Genomic DNA, 15111 nt, shown 5'->3' on the forward strand with positions numbered 1-15111 from the left:
ACGACCGCTTTTGTTTTTAGCCGTCAGCTTACCTTTACGGTCCCGCTAATCGTTACGTAATGTCCCCACAGTTCACCGCCCAAAATCTGAAGCAGCTCGCTTACGATCTCGGGTTCACGCACGTGGGCATTGCCCGCGCCGAGCCGATGGAGGAGGAGGCGCGGCGGCTGGAAGAATGGCTTAACCGTGGGCATCACGGGACCATGCGCTGGATGGAAAACCATTTCGATAAGCGCACCGACCCCACCAAATTGGTTCCCGGAGCCAAAACGGTAGTCTCACTCCTCTACAATTACTTCCCCAAAGACGAAAGCCCCAGCGAAACGGCCCCCAAGATTAGTCGGTACGCCTACGGCGAAGACTACCACCGGGTAATCCGCGCGAAATTGCGGGAACTGGTACATCGGGTCGAGGAAAAACTTGGCGCCACCCTGGAGGGCAGGGTGTTTGTGGATAGTGCCCCCGTGCTGGAAAGGGACTGGGCCCGGCGCGCCGGAGTCGGCTGGGTGGGTAAGAACACCCTGTTGATTAATCCCCGGTCGGGGAGTTACTATTTTCTGGCCGAAATCATTTCTGACCTCGACCTTCCGGCCGACACGGCCATCCGGGATCATTGCGGCACCTGCACCCGCTGCATCGAGGCCTGTCCCACCGAAGCGATTAGTCCGGGAGGGTACGTCGTCGACGGCAGCAAGTGCATCAGTTACCTGACCATCGAACTGAAGGAGGCCATTCCCGAATCCTTTCGGGGGCAAATGGAGGGCTGGGCCTTCGGCTGCGACATTTGTCAGGAGGTTTGCCCCTGGAACCGTTTCAGTACTCCGCACCACGAGCCCGCCTTTGAGCCCCATCCGGACCTACCCGGGATGCAGGAAGGCGACTGGCGGGAGTTGACGGAGGAAGTCTTTCGTCGGGTGTTTCGAAAATCGGCCGTAAAGCGGACCAAGTTTTCCGGCTTGCGCCGGAACCTCAACTTCCTGAGCGATGAATAAGCGACGGTTCGATCGTTTACTGAGGTGGTCCGGATGGACACTGCTCGTCCTGCTGTTGCTGGCACCTGCGTGCACGCCAAAAGAAAACAATACGCAGTCGGAGGAGCGTTCGGAACATTTGGTATTGCTCACCGACGCCGCACGGTGGCCGGAGGGTCGCCTGGCCGCCCTGAAGGACAGCCTGCAGGACGAAAATTTTCGGGTCGTGGTCAGTGGATATCCCGGCGAGCGCACCGACGAGCTCCTGGCCCGGTTACCCTGGCTGCTGCAGCCCGGTATCGACCTTATGCTGGTTGATCCGGATTTCCTTTCCCCCGCTGGGGTGGACTCGCTAAAGACATTTCTGGCGGAGCGCGGGCAGCCGCAAATAAAGGTTACATCCCTGGTCCGTTAGCCGACTCGCTACTTGGGGATCAGGACGAAACCATTCTGGGCGAGGGTGCCGAAGTCGTCGTAACTCAGGCGTACGTAACCGGCATCCGCCCAGAGGCGCCCGAAGGACCCCCGCAGCTCAAACATTTCGGCTTCTCCATCGTAGCCGACCACCGTCAGGTAGTGGGTCTCGGTGGTATTGGCCGCCGGTTTGTATTCCCCTCCGCGGAGGTTGACAAAACCCGGGTCCGTTTTCAGTTCCACCACGACCGGATTCCCCCGGCTGAGGGCCTTGCGCACTTCGAAGACCCGATTTCGGGGACGGGTCTCGGGGCGGAAGAGGTAACCGAAATTGGTAATGTCATGGCGGGGGACGGAATAAACGGCGGGCGGAATGGTGGGGCTGCCGTAGGGGACGATGGCGGCGGAAACGGTTCCGTTTTGAACCAGAAACCGGAGGCCGTCCTCCACGGTGGGGCGGCGGCCGAGGGCCGCCAGGTTGAGGCTGATGTAGTCGGGGCTGAGGTTATCCTTGAAGTTGTTGTTCAGGTTGAGGTAGTACTCCAGGGCACCGGTCAGGGCGTAGGCCCATTCCATGTTGAGGTCGGGCACCTGCCGGATGGGCATCATGTAGCTTTTGATGTTCTGGCGCAGAAGGTCTTCCCGCGAAGCGCTGCCGATGCCGGGAATGTAGAACATCATTTGGTCCAGTACCTGCGCGTCCTGCAGGCCCAGGACGGCCGCCTGACTGCGTGGGGTATAACTAGCCGGTGGATTGTTTTGGGCGAGGACGCAGGTGCACAGAAAAGTGGTCAGGAGCAAGCTGAAAAGGAAACGCGACATGAAGATGAATTTGGCATAGGAAAAACGTTTCCCGGCGGATGTTTCGTTCACCGGCACTCCACTCATTGCCGGAACGGTGGCTGTTTGTTCACGAAAGGAGGCTTTCCGGACGAATTACGTGGATCACGGGTGAGCTTTTCTCCGTAAATCGAAGCAAATTGATAAATTTCGGCGGTGAGTACTACAAAACAGCGACTGGCAAGAATCGCCCCGACGCCCTCCGGATACCTCCACGAGGGTAACGTGGCCAACTTTCTGCTGAACGCCCGCCTGGCCGGGGAGGAGGGTGGTTTATTACTACGGATCGACGATATGGACCGGTCCCGCTTCCGGGAGGTCTACCTGGAAGATATTTTTCGGGTGCTCGATCATGTTGGCATTCACTGGACACAGGGCCCCCGAAATCCGGAAGACTTCCACGCCCACTGGAGTCAGCGATTCCGCATGGCGGAGTACCACAGTGCCCTGGCGGAATTGCGACATCATCCACTGGTATTTGCCTGTCCGTGCAGCCGCCGGGAGCTGCAGCACGGGGAGCACGCTCACCATTGCCTGTCGGGGAAAATACCCCTGGAGTCAGAGGGGGTGGCCTGGCGGATCAATACCCGGGCATTGCCGCCGCAGACCTTACCCAACCGCTTCGGTGAAACGCCCTTCGTGATCGACCTGCACCAAGAAGCCGCCGATTTTGTCATCCGCAAAAAAGACGGGCGACCAAGCTACCAGGTAGGTAGCCTCGTTGATGACCTCCACTTCGGGGTGACCCACGTTGCCCGGGGAGAGGACCTGCTGCCCAGCACCGCCGCCCAGTCCGTATTGGCGGAGTTGTTGGGCGTCTCCACGGCCTTTTCCCAAATTTACTTCGTCCACCATCCGCTGCTCCGGGGAGCCGACGGCGAAAAGCTCAGTAAGAGCGCCGGAGCCAGGGGGGAATCCTTACTGGAGGACGCAGGATTTGACCTGGGACCGATCCAGCACTGGGTTGACCGACTCATTGAGGGGAAAGGATAAGGTGATTATTGATAAGGGGAGAAGTATGTGAAACGCCACGCTTACCTTTGCGGGCCCAAAGTAACTCGTGTACCTAGTGGCTTCTGATTCCCTTCAGGACTTCCTCTTTATCCTGCCGCCTTCCCTGGAAGCTGCGGGGCTACCGGAGGTTTTTCCCTACCCCTTCCATTACGAACCGCATCCAGTGGCTAAATACGCTGCCGGTGAACTCGTCAGGGAACTGGAAAAGGGTCTGGATTTGCGGCACGATTTCGGATTGCGGAACCCGGAGGCTTCGGGGGCTATTGGTAAGATGTTCGGGGTGTTGGTGGTGCGTACGTCGGACGGGCAGCTAGCCTACCTGCGAGCCTTTTCGGGGAAAATCGGTGGGGAGTACCACCAGCCGGGGTTCGTTCCGCCCATCTTTGATCTCTACGGACCGGATAGTTTTTACCCCTCCGGGGAACGGGCCCTTAATGACATGAATGCCAGAATTGCCAGCCTGGAAGCCCGGCCGGAGATTGCGGAATCCCGCAGACGAATCAGGCAGCTGCAGAAGTACTTCGAGGATGCACTGGCCGAGCAGCGTACCATTAACCGGGAGCGCAAGAAAGTCAGGAAGGAACGGCGTGCGGCGGCGGCGCAGCTTTCCGAAGCGGAGCGCAGTCTACTCGAAAAGGAACTGAGTCGGGAGAGTGTTGCGGGGCACTTCGCGGTTAAGGACCTCAAGCGCCGCTGGAAGGAGAAAATCAAACAGGCCGAGGAAGCGCACGCGACCATTCTGGAAGAAATAAATGCCCTGAAAGCGGCCCGGAAAGCGAAATCGGCGAACCTGCAGAATCGCATTTTCTCCGAGTACCGGTTTCTGAATGCCCGGGGAGAATTTCGGGACTTAAGTCAGATTTTCCGGGAAACGCCCCTCGTCACGCCCCCGGCGGGGGCGGGGGACTGTGCGGCCCCCAAGCTGCTGCATTTTGCCTACCGTCATGGACTGACTCCTCTGGGGATGGCAGAATTTTGGTGGGGTAAGCCCCCCCGAAACGCCCTGCGGAGGCACCTGAATTACTACCCGGCCTGTCGGGGGAAGTGCGGCCCCATTCTCGGGCACATGCTCGAAGGCCTATCCGTTGCCCCGGATCCCTTACAAGAACCGATGGCGGGCAACCTGGAAATGGATATTGTCTACGAAGACGATGACCTGGTGGTGCTGAATAAGCCGGCGGGATTGCTTTCCGTACCCGGTAAACAGATTGACGACTCCGTGCTCACCCGGCTACGGAAGCGTTATCCCGAAGCGTCCGGCCCCTTACTGGTGCACCGTCTGGACATGGCCACCAGCGGATTGCTACTCGCCGCCAAACGGGCGGAGGTCCACAAGGAGCTACAAAAGCTATTCCTGAAGCGCACGATTTCTAAGCGGTACGTCGCCCGCCTGTCGCAAGACGTGCGGGGGGACCGGGGGGTGATCGACCTGCCGCTGCGGCAGGATTACCTGGAGCGCCCCCGGCAGATGGTGTGTTGGGACGAGGGAAAGGTGTCCCGCACGGTATGGGAAGTGCTGGAAAGAGAGGAGAAGAGTGTGGTGGTACGACTGGAGCCCATCACCGGAAGAACCCATCAGCTTCGGGTGCACGCCGCCCACCCGGAGGGGCTGAATGCTCCCATCTACGGAGATGCCCTGTACGGCACGCGGGCCGATCGTCTGCACCTCCACGCCGCCGAAATGAGTTTTCTCCATCCCGTGACTAAAGTGCAGATGAAGTTCCACTATCCAGCGCCCTTTTACGACGGAAAGCCCGGCTAGACTTCGGAGCCTTCGGACTGGACGATTACTTTTTTCTCTACCACTACCGCGTGGGGCTTCGGCACGACCGGGCGGTCATGAAACTCCGCCCAAACGTAACTGAACTCGGCTCCGAGGAACAGGATTTGACTGTTGTAGTACGTCCAGACCAGTAGGGTGACCAGGGCACCGGCCGCACCGTAGGTGCTGCTGAAGTTACTGTTCCCGATGTAAAAACCGATCAGCCAACGCCCCAACCCGAACAGGATGGCGGTAAAGATGGCGCCCGCCCAAACGTCTCTCCAATCGATTACGGCATCGGGGAGGAAACGGAAAAGCATGGCGAAAATGATGGAAGTGAAGAGGGTAGCGAGCACCCAGCTGGTAATGCCGAGCACCACGGGGCCCAAGCCGGGCAGCTGGGCCGCGATCTGGTCCATAAAGCCGATGATCAGAGCACTGATCACCAGGGTTACCATGAGGAGGAACCCCAGGCCGATCACGAAAGAAAGGCTGAGGACGCGGGTGAAGAAGAACGCCAGTATTCCGTTTGATGGTCGGGTTTCGATGTTCCAGATGCGGTTGAGGCTGATCTTCAGGTTGCTGAAAACGCCCGTCGAGGCGAAGATCAGAGTGGCGGTACTTAGGGCGGTGGCCCAGAAGGTTTCTCCGCTGGAGTAAGCATTTTTGATGATGACCGTCAGGGATTCAGCGGCGTCCTGACCCAGTAATTCCGCTAGTTGGCGGCTCAGACTTCCGGAAACGGCCTCTTCACCAAGGAAGGTGCTGGCGATGGCCACCACGATCACCAACATCGGAGCGAAACTGAAGGTGGTGTAGTAGGCTAAGGCAGCTCCGAGGTTGAAGGCATCGTCCTTCAGGTAGTTGTCGAACAGCCGACGAAAAAACGGAATTACCTTACGCATTACACTACTAACTTTAGAAGTTGAAACCCGTTTTAGTCAAGTTGATGTTCGGTAAAATGCCCGAGAATTTTATGGAGTTAGAAGTAAGGCCGGGGAAAGAAAATCCTCTTTCCATTCTTCCTTCAGCTCCGGGTTAATTCCTATCTTTCCCCCATGCCAAGACCTAGTTTTAGTCAGCAGCCAGATTTGTCGTTAGGACGGAACGGAGACCCGGTTCCCCGTCCGGATTATCTTACGTCCGTACCCGGAAAACCGCCCTTTTTACGGGGCCCTTACGGAAGTATGTATACCGGTCGGCCCTGGACGATTCGGCAGTATGCGGGCTTTTCCACGGCGGAAGAAAGCAATGCCTTCTACCGTCGTAACCTGGCGGCGGGGCAGAAGGGACTGAGTGTCGCCTTCGACCTGGCTACCCACCGCGGCTATGATTCCGATCACCCCCGGGTGAAGGGGGACGTGGGCAAAGCCGGGGTGGCCATCGATACGGTCGAGGACATGGAGTTGCTCTTCGCCGGAATCCCGCTGGACAAGATGTCCGTTTCGATGACCATGAACGGAGCGGTATTGCCCATTATGGCCTTTTACATCGTGGCCGCCGAACGACAGGGGGTCAGCCCGAAGCAACTCAGCGGCACGATCCAGAACGACATTCTGAAGGAGTTCATGGTGCGGAACACCTACATCTATCCTCCGGCTCCGAGTATGCGCATCGTTTCGGATATTTTTGAGTACACGGCCGCCAATATGCCCCGGTTCAACAGCATCAGCATCAGTGGTTACCACATGCACGAGGCCGGTGCTCCGGCCGAGGTAGAGTTGGCTTACACCCTGGCCGACGGCCTGGCCTACGTTCGGGCGGGCCTGCGGGCCGGGCTGTCCATCGACGATTTCGCGCCCCGTCTTTCCTTTTTCTGGGGCATTGGCATGAAGTTTTTTACGGAGGTAGCCAAACTCCGGGCGGGACGCCTGTTGTGGGCGGAACTGATGCAGCAGTTTGCACCCGAGAACCCGAAGAGCCTGATGCTGCGAACGCACTGCCAAACGAGCGGCTACTCCCTCACGGAGCAGGACCCCTACAACAACGTGGGACGGACCACCATTGAGGCGGCCGCGGCGGCTTTTGGTGGCACCCAGAGCTTGCACACCAATGCTCTGGACGAGGCCATCGCTTTACCTACGGACTACAGCGCCCGGATCGCCCGGGAGACGCAGTTGTACCTTCAGCGGGAAATTGATGTTCTACGGGCCATTGACCCCTGGGCGGGAAGTGCTGCGGTGGAAGCCGAGACGGAACGCCTGGTGCGGGAGACCCGCGCGCTGATGGAGGAAGTAGAAGCTGCGGGGGGGATGGTGGCCGCCATTGAAAGTGGCCTGCCCAAGATGCGAATTGAAGAAGCGGCGGCCAGGAAGCAGGCCGCGATTGATGCCGGCCGGGAGCAACTGGTGGGCGTCAACGTGTACCGGAATACGGGAGGCGCTGACTTTGAATTGCTGGAAGTCGACAACGAGAAGGTTCGTCAGTCACAGGTTGAGCGCATCAACCGGGCCCGAGAGGCCCGTAACGAAGCAGCCTGCCAGGCCGCCCTCAAGGCACTGACCGTTGCCGCCCGGGAGGAAGGAAACCTGCTGGCGGCCTCGGTGGAGGCCGCGCGGGCGGGAGCCACCCTGGGAGAAATCAGCGCGGCTATGGAGGAAGTCTTCGGTCGCTACCGGGCGCGTCATCAGCTCATCAGCGGCGTGTATGCCGGTCATCTGGGGGAAGGTGCCCGGCTGCAGAGAGTCCGCGAAATGGCGGATGCATTTGCCGAAAAAGACGGTCGTCGCCCACGTATCCTGATCGCAAAACTGGGACAGGACGGCCATGACCGGGGCGCTAAGGTCATCGCTTCCGGCTTTGCCGATCTGGGGTTTGACGTCGACGTCGGACCGCTGTTCCAGACGCCGGAAGAAGCCGTCCGGCAGGCCATTGAGAATGATGTCCACCTGCTGGGCATCTCCAGTCTGGCCGCCGGCCACAAAACGCTGGTTCCCGAAGTGATCAGGGCCCTTGAGGCCAGCGGAGCGGGGCACGTGCTGGTCATCGTCGGGGGCGTAATCCCCCGCAACGATTACGAGTTTCTCTACGAAGCGGGCGTAGCCGGCATTTTTGGTCCGGGAACCAACATCACCTCCGCCGCCGAGGAAATCCTCAAGGTGATGAACGCCGGATAGGGGAGGGCAACCGGAAAACTTTGCCGTTGGGGTGCACTCGGCACCTGCACGCCGTTGCCCAAGGGCTAGTCGCATAAACACGCCGTTGCATTTCCTTAGAAATCAACGATCCCGACGAGCTGAACGACCAGGGAAAGGGGGCTAAGCCGATTGGGGTTCCGGATTGAGCCGCTCACCACAATACTTGCAGTGGATGGCGTCATCGTCGTGGCCCTCTTTGGTGCAGTACCGACAAACCTGGGTGTTGGTGCGCCGCTTCAGATTGACGGAGATCATTTCGTTGGTAACGATGCCGGTGGGTACGGCAATGATGGCGTAACCAAGAATCATGACGATGGCGGACAGGAGCTGGCCGATATCCGTCTGGGGCGTAATGTCTCCGTAACCGACGGTAGTGAGGGTAACGATGGCCCAGTAAATCGACCGGGGAATGGAGCTGAACCCATCGTTTGTTCCCCCTTCAATCAGGTACATAATGGACCCAATCAGGACAACCAGCAGGCTGACCGCAAACAAAAAGACCGTGATTTTATTCCTGCTCGCGATCATGGCCCGGCGGAGCTGATCCCCTTCCACCAGGTATTTACCCAGTTTGAAGATTCGGAATACCCGCAGCAGCCGGAGGATGCGGATGATGATGAGGTACTGGGTTCCCGCCAGTATCAGACTCAGGTAAGTGGGGATGATGGCCAGCAGGTCGATGATGCCGTAAAAACTCGTAGCGTACCGGATGGGGCGCACCGTAATGATGAGCCGCAGCAGGTATTCAATGGTAAAGATTCCGGTAAAGACCCACTCCAGAATGGTGAAAATACGTCCGTATTTCATCTCCCATTCCTCCACACTCTCGAGTGAGACGACCAGGACCGAAAGGAGGATCATGACGAGTAGGGCAACGTCGAAAAACTTCCCTTCGGGCGTGTCGGCCTCAAAAATGATTTCGTGTAGTCGGTTCCGGATTTGGCGATTGGCCATAAATTCAGACTTGGGGGTTAAATGTAACGCCATTGTGGGAAATCACGGAAGCGTTAAGGTGCTAACCTATTAGAATAAAAATGATATCTTTGTCAATAGGTTGCGGAAGCGCTTGCGGGTAAAGCCTTACCTTTGCCACGCAAACACTTCACGGTCAACGTTCAAGGCCCGTTTTTCGGATCGTGCTTTCCATTTTGGTCTTTCGTTACCGCCCACAAGATAAAATGCTAGATATGCTGCTTAACGCCGTTATAATTGAAGATGAACGCAAGGGGTTGATTAATCTCAAGCACCTGCTCGCCAAGCACTGCGAAGACGTGGAAGTCATCGGAGAAGCGGACGGCGTAGAAAGCGGACTTAAACTTTTACAGGAAGATCGTATTTCTCCTGATGTGGCTTTTCTGGACATCAATCTGCAGGACGGGAAGGTTTTTCAGCTGCTGAACCGCCTGGGCAAAATTGAGTTTGACATCATTTTTGTTACGGCCTACGATCAGTTCGCGATGAAGGCCTGCGAATACTCCAGTATCGGCTACATTCTCAAGCCCATCGATCCGGATAAACTGGTGGAGGCCGTGGCCAGGGTTCGTCCCCAGCGGCAGGCCAGGACGGAGGAGCGGCTGCAGGTGATGCAGCAGTACACCAGCCATCCGAATTCGTTCGAGAAAATGTCCATCGCGGCCCTGGACGGTATTCATTTCGTGAAAATCCGGGAGATCGTACGCTTTGAAGCGGAAGATAATTACACCCATATTTTCATGGAAAACGGTCAGCGAATCACGGCTTCAAAGACCATCAAAGCCTACGAAGACATGCTGACGCCGTTTAACTTCTATCGGGTTCATAAACGGCACGTGATCAACATGAACTACATGAAAAAATTTGTCAAGGGAGACGGGGGGTACCTGATCATGGACGATGATATGCGCATCGAAGTGAGCCGCCGCCGCCGCCCTGCTTTTATGACGCAACTAAGGATGTTACAAGAGGTTATGTAAATAGTTCCAGAAATAATCTTATTTTTGGAGCGGTATTGTCAGAACACCCAGCGGTAATTTTCATGCTGTTGGCGGTTGAATCAAATTTTAACGTGATATAAGGATCTCTCTATGACTCAGAACGGGAAGAAAACCATCGAAGAACTAAAGCGAGACCAAAAGGACAAAATTTTGGATCGTAAGAGCATGGACCAGGTAACTGGTGGTAAGCGTCGCAGCAGTTGGCTGCGTCGTGTTTGTGGGGGCATTATGCCTCAGTAGACTTTGCTTATTATTTGCCTTTCGTACCCTAAATGTTCGTTTGATTCCCGCGCCTAGCGCACCGAATTCATGTCTTACCCATATTCTTCTCCCGCAGAGGTAGCCTCTCTGGAAGAAGTACTCGTCCGCACTAATGATGTTGAGCAGCGGGCGGACATCATCGATCAGTTACTCAACCAATACGTCTATACCCAACCGGCGAGGGCCCGACGGTTGCTTCGCGAACAGCATAGTCTGCTTCCCCAGGTCACCCACCAGGACTTTCAACTCCGCTACTACCTTCACCTGGCCAGCCTGGAAAGCCAGGAATATCAGTTCGAGCTTGCCCTCGAAGCACTGGAGCAAGCGCTGGAGGTCGTGGCCTCCCATGGCGATATTTCCGATAAAATCGAAGTGTATCTGGACTGCGTGGGCACCCTGGTTAATCTCCATCAGATGGAGCGCGCGGGTGACTACTTTGATCGCTGTGAACGCCTCATGGAATCCTACCCTTCGGATCAGCTAAAGGCAAGAGCCCTGTGCCGCCACGGATTTCTGTACCTGCATTTTTTCAGTTACGCGAAGGCAACCAAGAAATTCCTGGAAGCCGATCAGCTGTTATCCGGTGGCACCTTCGACCTCAACCTGAAGGATCATTATTTCTATACCCTTGTCCATAGTGGGCTGGGAACCGTCTGGGCGAAGACCGATCAGGAGAAGGCCGTTACGGCCTTCCGCCGGGCGATTAACCGCTGCGAAGAAAAGGGGCTGGGGGCCAGGTTGCCCTGGCATCAGCTGAATCTCGGCAATGTGCTGGTGGGAATTCAGGACTACGAAAAAGCCGCGGGCTACTTCCAATCCATCATTGACAGTAGTGCCAACGGTAGCCAGGTGGCCCTCGCGGCCGCCAACGCCAACCTGGGGGTGTGTTACCTCAATATGGGGGAGCCGTCCGAGACGGTCAACCGTTTTTTTCTGCACGCCGAGAAAATCTTCCGGAGTGAGGAATCCCCGGACCGTTTTGAATTGGCCAACATTGACTTTCTGCGGGCACAACTTCACTTCAAAGACGACGACATTCCCGCGGCGATCAATCAATTGATGGATACGCTGGGGCCCATCGACCTCGAGCGAGATAAAAACAACCCGAATCTCATCGGCCTGACGGTTGATATCTATCAGTTCCTGGCGGAATGTTTCGCTACGATTGGCGACTATGAATCGGCCTACTTTCACCGCCTGAACTATGATGCTTGTCTGGAAATCTATCAAATTTTACTGGACGCCGAACGGCAGGCGCAATTTGAGGCGCAGTTCGATGCCGAAGCCCGGGAAAAGGAGACGGAGCGACTCAAACTGAAGGCCAGTCAACTGCAGTTGCGGGCGCTGCGGGCCCAGATGAACCCTCATTTTCTCTACAACGCTCTCAACAGTATTCAGTCCTTCATTTCCACGAATGACGCCAGCACGGCCTCGAAGTACCTGGCGAAGTTTGCGATGCTGATGCGCCGGAGCCTGGAGTATACCAACAGGGAATACATTACGCTGGAAGATGAAATCCAGTTTCTCCGGGATTACCTGGACATTAATTGCCACCTGCGTTTTGAGGGTAAATTGACCTTCAAGATCGACGTTGACCCCGAACTGGAGGAAGACATCATTGGGGTGCCTACGATGATTCTCCAACCCTACGTGGAAAATGCCATCGAGCACGGTTTGCGGACCAGGGACCGGGGGCATATTTACGTTCAGTTCCTTACCATCAAAGACGACGATGAAAGCATCCTGGGCATCATTACGGATGATGGCATCGGCCGCGAACGGGTGAAGGTGATGCAGGCCGAAGACATCACCCGCCCTTATCACCAGTCACGGGGAACTGAAATTACCCAAAGCCGGTTGGCCATGCTGTCTTCCGAAGAGGAGGATCTCGTCATTGTGGATGACCTCAAGGATGAGGAGGGAACGCCATTAGGCACCAGAGTGACCATCAGAATTCCGGTCACGGACGTATTACCGCGTAGAAATTAGGGGAGACTTTTTCCGTGCTCAACGGTGAGGATTTGCTTCGGGTTAAATTCCATTTGGGCACGCAGTGCGGGTGCCAGCTGCTTGCCGAAGGAGCAGAGAATGGCAGAACGGAGGAGCATAAAATAAGAAAGGACTACCTGGATTGGCAGTCCTCTCGATTTGATCGACTTTATGAATCTTGAGATTACTTTCTGCGCTTGGTGGGAGAAAGGTTGCCTCCACCATTTTCTTTGGCTTGTCTTGAAATAGACACACTGATACCCAGATCAGAAACGTCGTTACCGATGACGGACAGGTTACCGACGAAGGAGCATCCCTCTAGCACGGGCTCACATTCGCCGTTATCATTGTCCAGGTTATAGATGGCCGCGCCGTTGAGTGTGGAGAAATTATTGACGAAGGCGCAGGAAATGATCAGTGGGCGGGCACTTCCGTTGGCGCCGTTGTTGGTCATGCCAGCTCCGGAATTGCTGGTGTTGTCTTCGAAGTGGCAGTTGCGGAAGATCGGGCTGGCGTCTCCTTCCACTCCCTGGTTGTATACTGCACCACCGTTAAAGTCGGCCTTGTTTTCCGTAAAGATGCAGGACACGAAGGAGGGTCGCCCACCGTCCACGTAGATGGCGCCGCCGTTGTGGGCAAGATTATTTTGAAAGGTGCAATTGTAGATCATGTGGGTGCTGGCACTCGTTCCGTCGGAGGCGATGTAGAGTCCGCCACCGGCACTGTTGGCCGAAAAGCCTTCCAGGAAATTCCGGGCAGTACCACCACTAACGACAAATCCGTCCAGGGTGCTGCCGTAATCCCCTCTGGAGTTAAGGCGTACTACCGTATAGGCGTTATCGGCAGGCTGTCCGGGCTGACCAAGGTCTCCGGAGAGAACACTGCGAATGGCCGGGTCGCGATCATCCATGCTGTATTCATGCCCCTGGAAGCCACCGTAGAGATGTACCCCTGCTGGCACCGTGAAGCTTTCGTTCCGGTCATTGGTGGCGGAGGTCAGGTAGGTACCCTGCAGGACAAAAATTTCGTCTCCGGCCTGCGCATTTGACAGGGCGGTGTGGAGAGCGGTAGCGGTTGCCCAGCTGTCACCAACAGCGTTGTTGCCTCCCATCGGGGACACGTAAATCCGGCCAGCCGCGAGGGCTGAGGAAAGGCAAACCAAAATTAGCAGAAGAGTATTTTTCACGTTTCAATCCATTAAGCAATAGCACAGTAGAGTCAGCCGGTTATCGACTGCCGTCAAGTGAAAGCAAAATGGAAATACACAGATCGTACGGTGAACCCCGAAGGGAGCCCCGAAACGCAACGTGACCTTGTCAAAAAGCCTACGTCAAAAAATAAAATAGGAGGTGTAGATGCTTATCCGAAAATTGTCAAACGGTACAACCTTATCGGGTTGCGGCACTAAAATAGGTTTTTGTCCTCGGTTCAGCACCTTTCATCTATTAAAAAGCTTTTCTGCTTAGAAAACGGTAGGAAAAATAAAAGAAGCGGTAGTATGGAAAATTCTTTAAACCGTTGTAGATTAGCGGCGAGTTCGATTATATGAATTGGGATTAGAGCGGTCTTTCACTGAAGTAAAACCTGCGGCCACGTGCGGCAGGTAGATTAATATTTATCTGAAATCACAAACCCTCCCAGGAATCCCAGCATGCACTTTCTCAATATCCCTCGTCAACTATTGAATATGCTTTTTCCCCGGCTTGCCCTCGTGGCATGTGTGACCACTTTTATGCTGTCTGGGTTAAGTGGTCAGGATTTTCACTACTCCCAATTCTACAATAATCCCCTTCACCTGAACCCCGCACTTACCGGGATCTTTGGTGGTGACGTCAGGATGATGGGCAACTACAAGTCTCAGTGGGCGGACGTCCCCGTAGACTATAAGACGGTAACTTTAGCGTACGACCGGAAGTTCCTTAACGTCACGAAGGACAATGGCTTCTTCTCTGCGGGGGGAGCCTTTAATTACGACCGGGCGGGCGACAGCCGGTTTACCTGGGCCAACCTGGATCTTAACGGTTCCTACACCAGGATTCTCTCCTCGCAGATCGCGGTTTCGGTGGGGGCAAAAGCTGCCTTGATTCAGCGGTCTTTTGCCGATGACAACCTGCGCTTCGACGCCCAGTTCGACCCCGACGCCGGTATTTTTGATCCTACCCGGTCGAATCTTGAAGATTTGGGCAACGACAGTAATCTCTTCCCGGACTTCAGTGTGGGAATAAATTTGCGGTTACAGGCCAAGCAAACCAGCGACATCGTTTACAAAAATGACCGCCGGACCCGCCTGGATCTGGGGGTCGCGCTGCATCATATTTTCGCGCCCGATCAGGCCTTCTTTGACCTGGAGTCTGTGCCCCTCGAAAGAAGGTTGAGTCCCTACGCCATTGGCGTCTTACAGGTCCTTCCCCGGGTAGACGTGGTGGGAGCCATTACCTACCAAAACCAGGGAGCCTTTTACGATGAGTTCGTCGGGACCCTCGGTGGACGGGTCTGGATCAAGAACTCAGTGGCCAAGCAGGTGAGTCTGATGGCCGGCATGGGTTTACGAAGAGATTCCAACCAGGATGCCTACTGGCCAACCTTTGAGATTTCCTACAACAACTGGAAGGTGGGCCTTAACTATGACTTCAACACCAGTGAATTTGATATCGCAACGGAAAACCGGGGGGGTATGGAGCTTTCTGTACAGTACATTATCCGTAAGGTGAAGCCACTTCCCGAATTTAAGATTTGCCCCCTCATATAAT

General features: G+C 55.7%; 13 protein-coding genes. 8 read left to right on the forward strand and 5 right to left on the reverse strand.

Annotated elements, in window-relative coordinates; genetic code table 11:
• Positions 1–59: 59 nt before the first annotated feature.
• Together queG and E1J53_RS13015 are read left to right on the forward strand one after the other, a co-directional pair.
• Positions 60–992, forward strand: coding sequence for a tRNA epoxyqueuosine(34) reductase QueG (gene queG / locus E1J53_RS13010; RefSeq protein ID WP_134270746.1), 933 nt, complete (start codon positions 60–62; stop codon positions 990–992).
• Entirely contained in the window at positions 985–1386 is a 402-nt protein-coding gene (locus E1J53_RS13015; RefSeq protein ID WP_134270745.1) for a hypothetical protein, read from the forward strand. Before queG ends, E1J53_RS13015 begins: the two co-directional genes overlap by 8 nt.
• 8 nt (positions 1387–1394) lie before the next feature.
• On the opposite strand, the gene E1J53_RS13020 is transcribed toward E1J53_RS13015, so the two are convergent.
• Positions 1395–2207, reverse strand: coding sequence for a C1 family peptidase (locus E1J53_RS13020; protein ID WP_173021471.1), 813 nt, complete (start codon positions 2205–2207; stop codon positions 1395–1397).
• Between the two features lie 174 nt (positions 2208–2381).
• Between E1J53_RS13020 and E1J53_RS13025 the strand changes: the two genes are divergently transcribed.
• Together E1J53_RS13025 and E1J53_RS13030 are read left to right on the forward strand one after the other, a co-directional pair.
• Entirely contained in the window at positions 2382–3218 is an 837-nt protein-coding gene (locus E1J53_RS13025; protein ID WP_134270743.1) for a glutamate--tRNA ligase family protein, read from the forward strand.
• Positions 3219–3294: 76 nt separating this feature from the next.
• On the forward strand, positions 3295–5001 hold the full coding sequence (locus E1J53_RS13030) for a pseudouridine synthase (protein WP_368671753.1): 1707 nt from the start codon (positions 3295–3297) through the stop codon (positions 4999–5001).
• On the opposite strand, the gene E1J53_RS13035 is transcribed toward E1J53_RS13030, so the two are convergent.
• Entirely contained in the window at positions 4998–5906 is a 909-nt protein-coding gene (locus tag E1J53_RS13035) for a YihY/virulence factor BrkB family protein (protein ID WP_134270742.1), read from the reverse strand. The two genes, E1J53_RS13030 and E1J53_RS13035, sit on opposite strands and share 4 nt — an antisense overlap.
• A gap of 153 nt (positions 5907–6059) precedes the next feature.
• Here E1J53_RS13035 and scpA point away from each other — a divergent pair, with 153 nt between their 5' ends.
• On the forward strand, positions 6060–8117 hold the full coding sequence (scpA, locus tag E1J53_RS13040) for a methylmalonyl-CoA mutase (protein ID WP_134270741.1): 2058 nt from the start codon (positions 6060–6062) through the stop codon (positions 8115–8117).
• Positions 8118–8258: 141 nt separating this feature from the next.
• Here scpA and E1J53_RS13045 read toward each other — a convergent pair whose 3' ends face one another.
• Positions 8259–9092 (reverse strand): ion transporter, encoded by an 834-nt coding sequence (locus E1J53_RS13045; RefSeq protein ID WP_134270740.1) that lies wholly within the window; start codon positions 9090–9092, stop codon positions 8259–8261.
• 233 nt (positions 9093–9325) lie between these two features.
• On the opposite strand from E1J53_RS13045, the gene E1J53_RS13050 reads away from it, so the two are divergent.
• Both E1J53_RS13050 and E1J53_RS13055 read left to right on the forward strand, forming a co-directional pair.
• A complete protein-coding gene (locus E1J53_RS13050) occupies positions 9326–10090 on the forward strand; it encodes a LytTR family DNA-binding domain-containing protein (protein ID WP_134270739.1) in 765 nt (254 codons plus the stop codon).
• 330 nt (positions 10091–10420) lie between these two features.
• Positions 10421–12361, forward strand: a complete 1941-nt coding sequence (locus tag E1J53_RS13055; RefSeq protein ID WP_134270738.1) for a sensor histidine kinase — start codon at positions 10421–10423, stop codon at positions 12359–12361.
• Here E1J53_RS13055 and E1J53_RS24465 read toward each other — a convergent pair.
• Both E1J53_RS24465 and E1J53_RS24690 read right to left on the reverse strand, forming a co-directional pair.
• Positions 12358–12480: a hypothetical protein gene (locus tag E1J53_RS24465; protein ID WP_256366201.1), complete on the reverse strand. Its 123-nt coding sequence runs from the start codon at positions 12478–12480 to the stop codon at positions 12358–12360. The genes E1J53_RS13055 and E1J53_RS24465 overlap by 4 nt on opposite strands.
• A 65-nt stretch (positions 12481–12545) precedes the next feature.
• Positions 12546–13547 carry a hypothetical protein gene (locus E1J53_RS24690; protein ID WP_134270737.1) on the reverse strand — a complete coding sequence of 334 codons (1002 nt, stop codon included), beginning with the start codon at positions 13545–13547 and terminating at the stop codon, positions 12546–12548.
• A 501-nt stretch (positions 13548–14048) separates the two neighbouring features.
• Between E1J53_RS24690 and E1J53_RS13065 the strand changes: the two genes are divergently transcribed.
• Entirely contained in the window at positions 14049–15110 is a 1062-nt protein-coding gene (locus E1J53_RS13065) for a PorP/SprF family type IX secretion system membrane protein (RefSeq protein WP_173021472.1), read from the forward strand.
• Position 15111 lies beyond the last annotated feature (1 nt).

Source organism: Lewinella sp. W8 (assembly GCF_004375085.3).
Taxonomy (GTDB): domain Bacteria; phylum Bacteroidota; class Bacteroidia; order Chitinophagales; family Saprospiraceae; genus Neolewinella.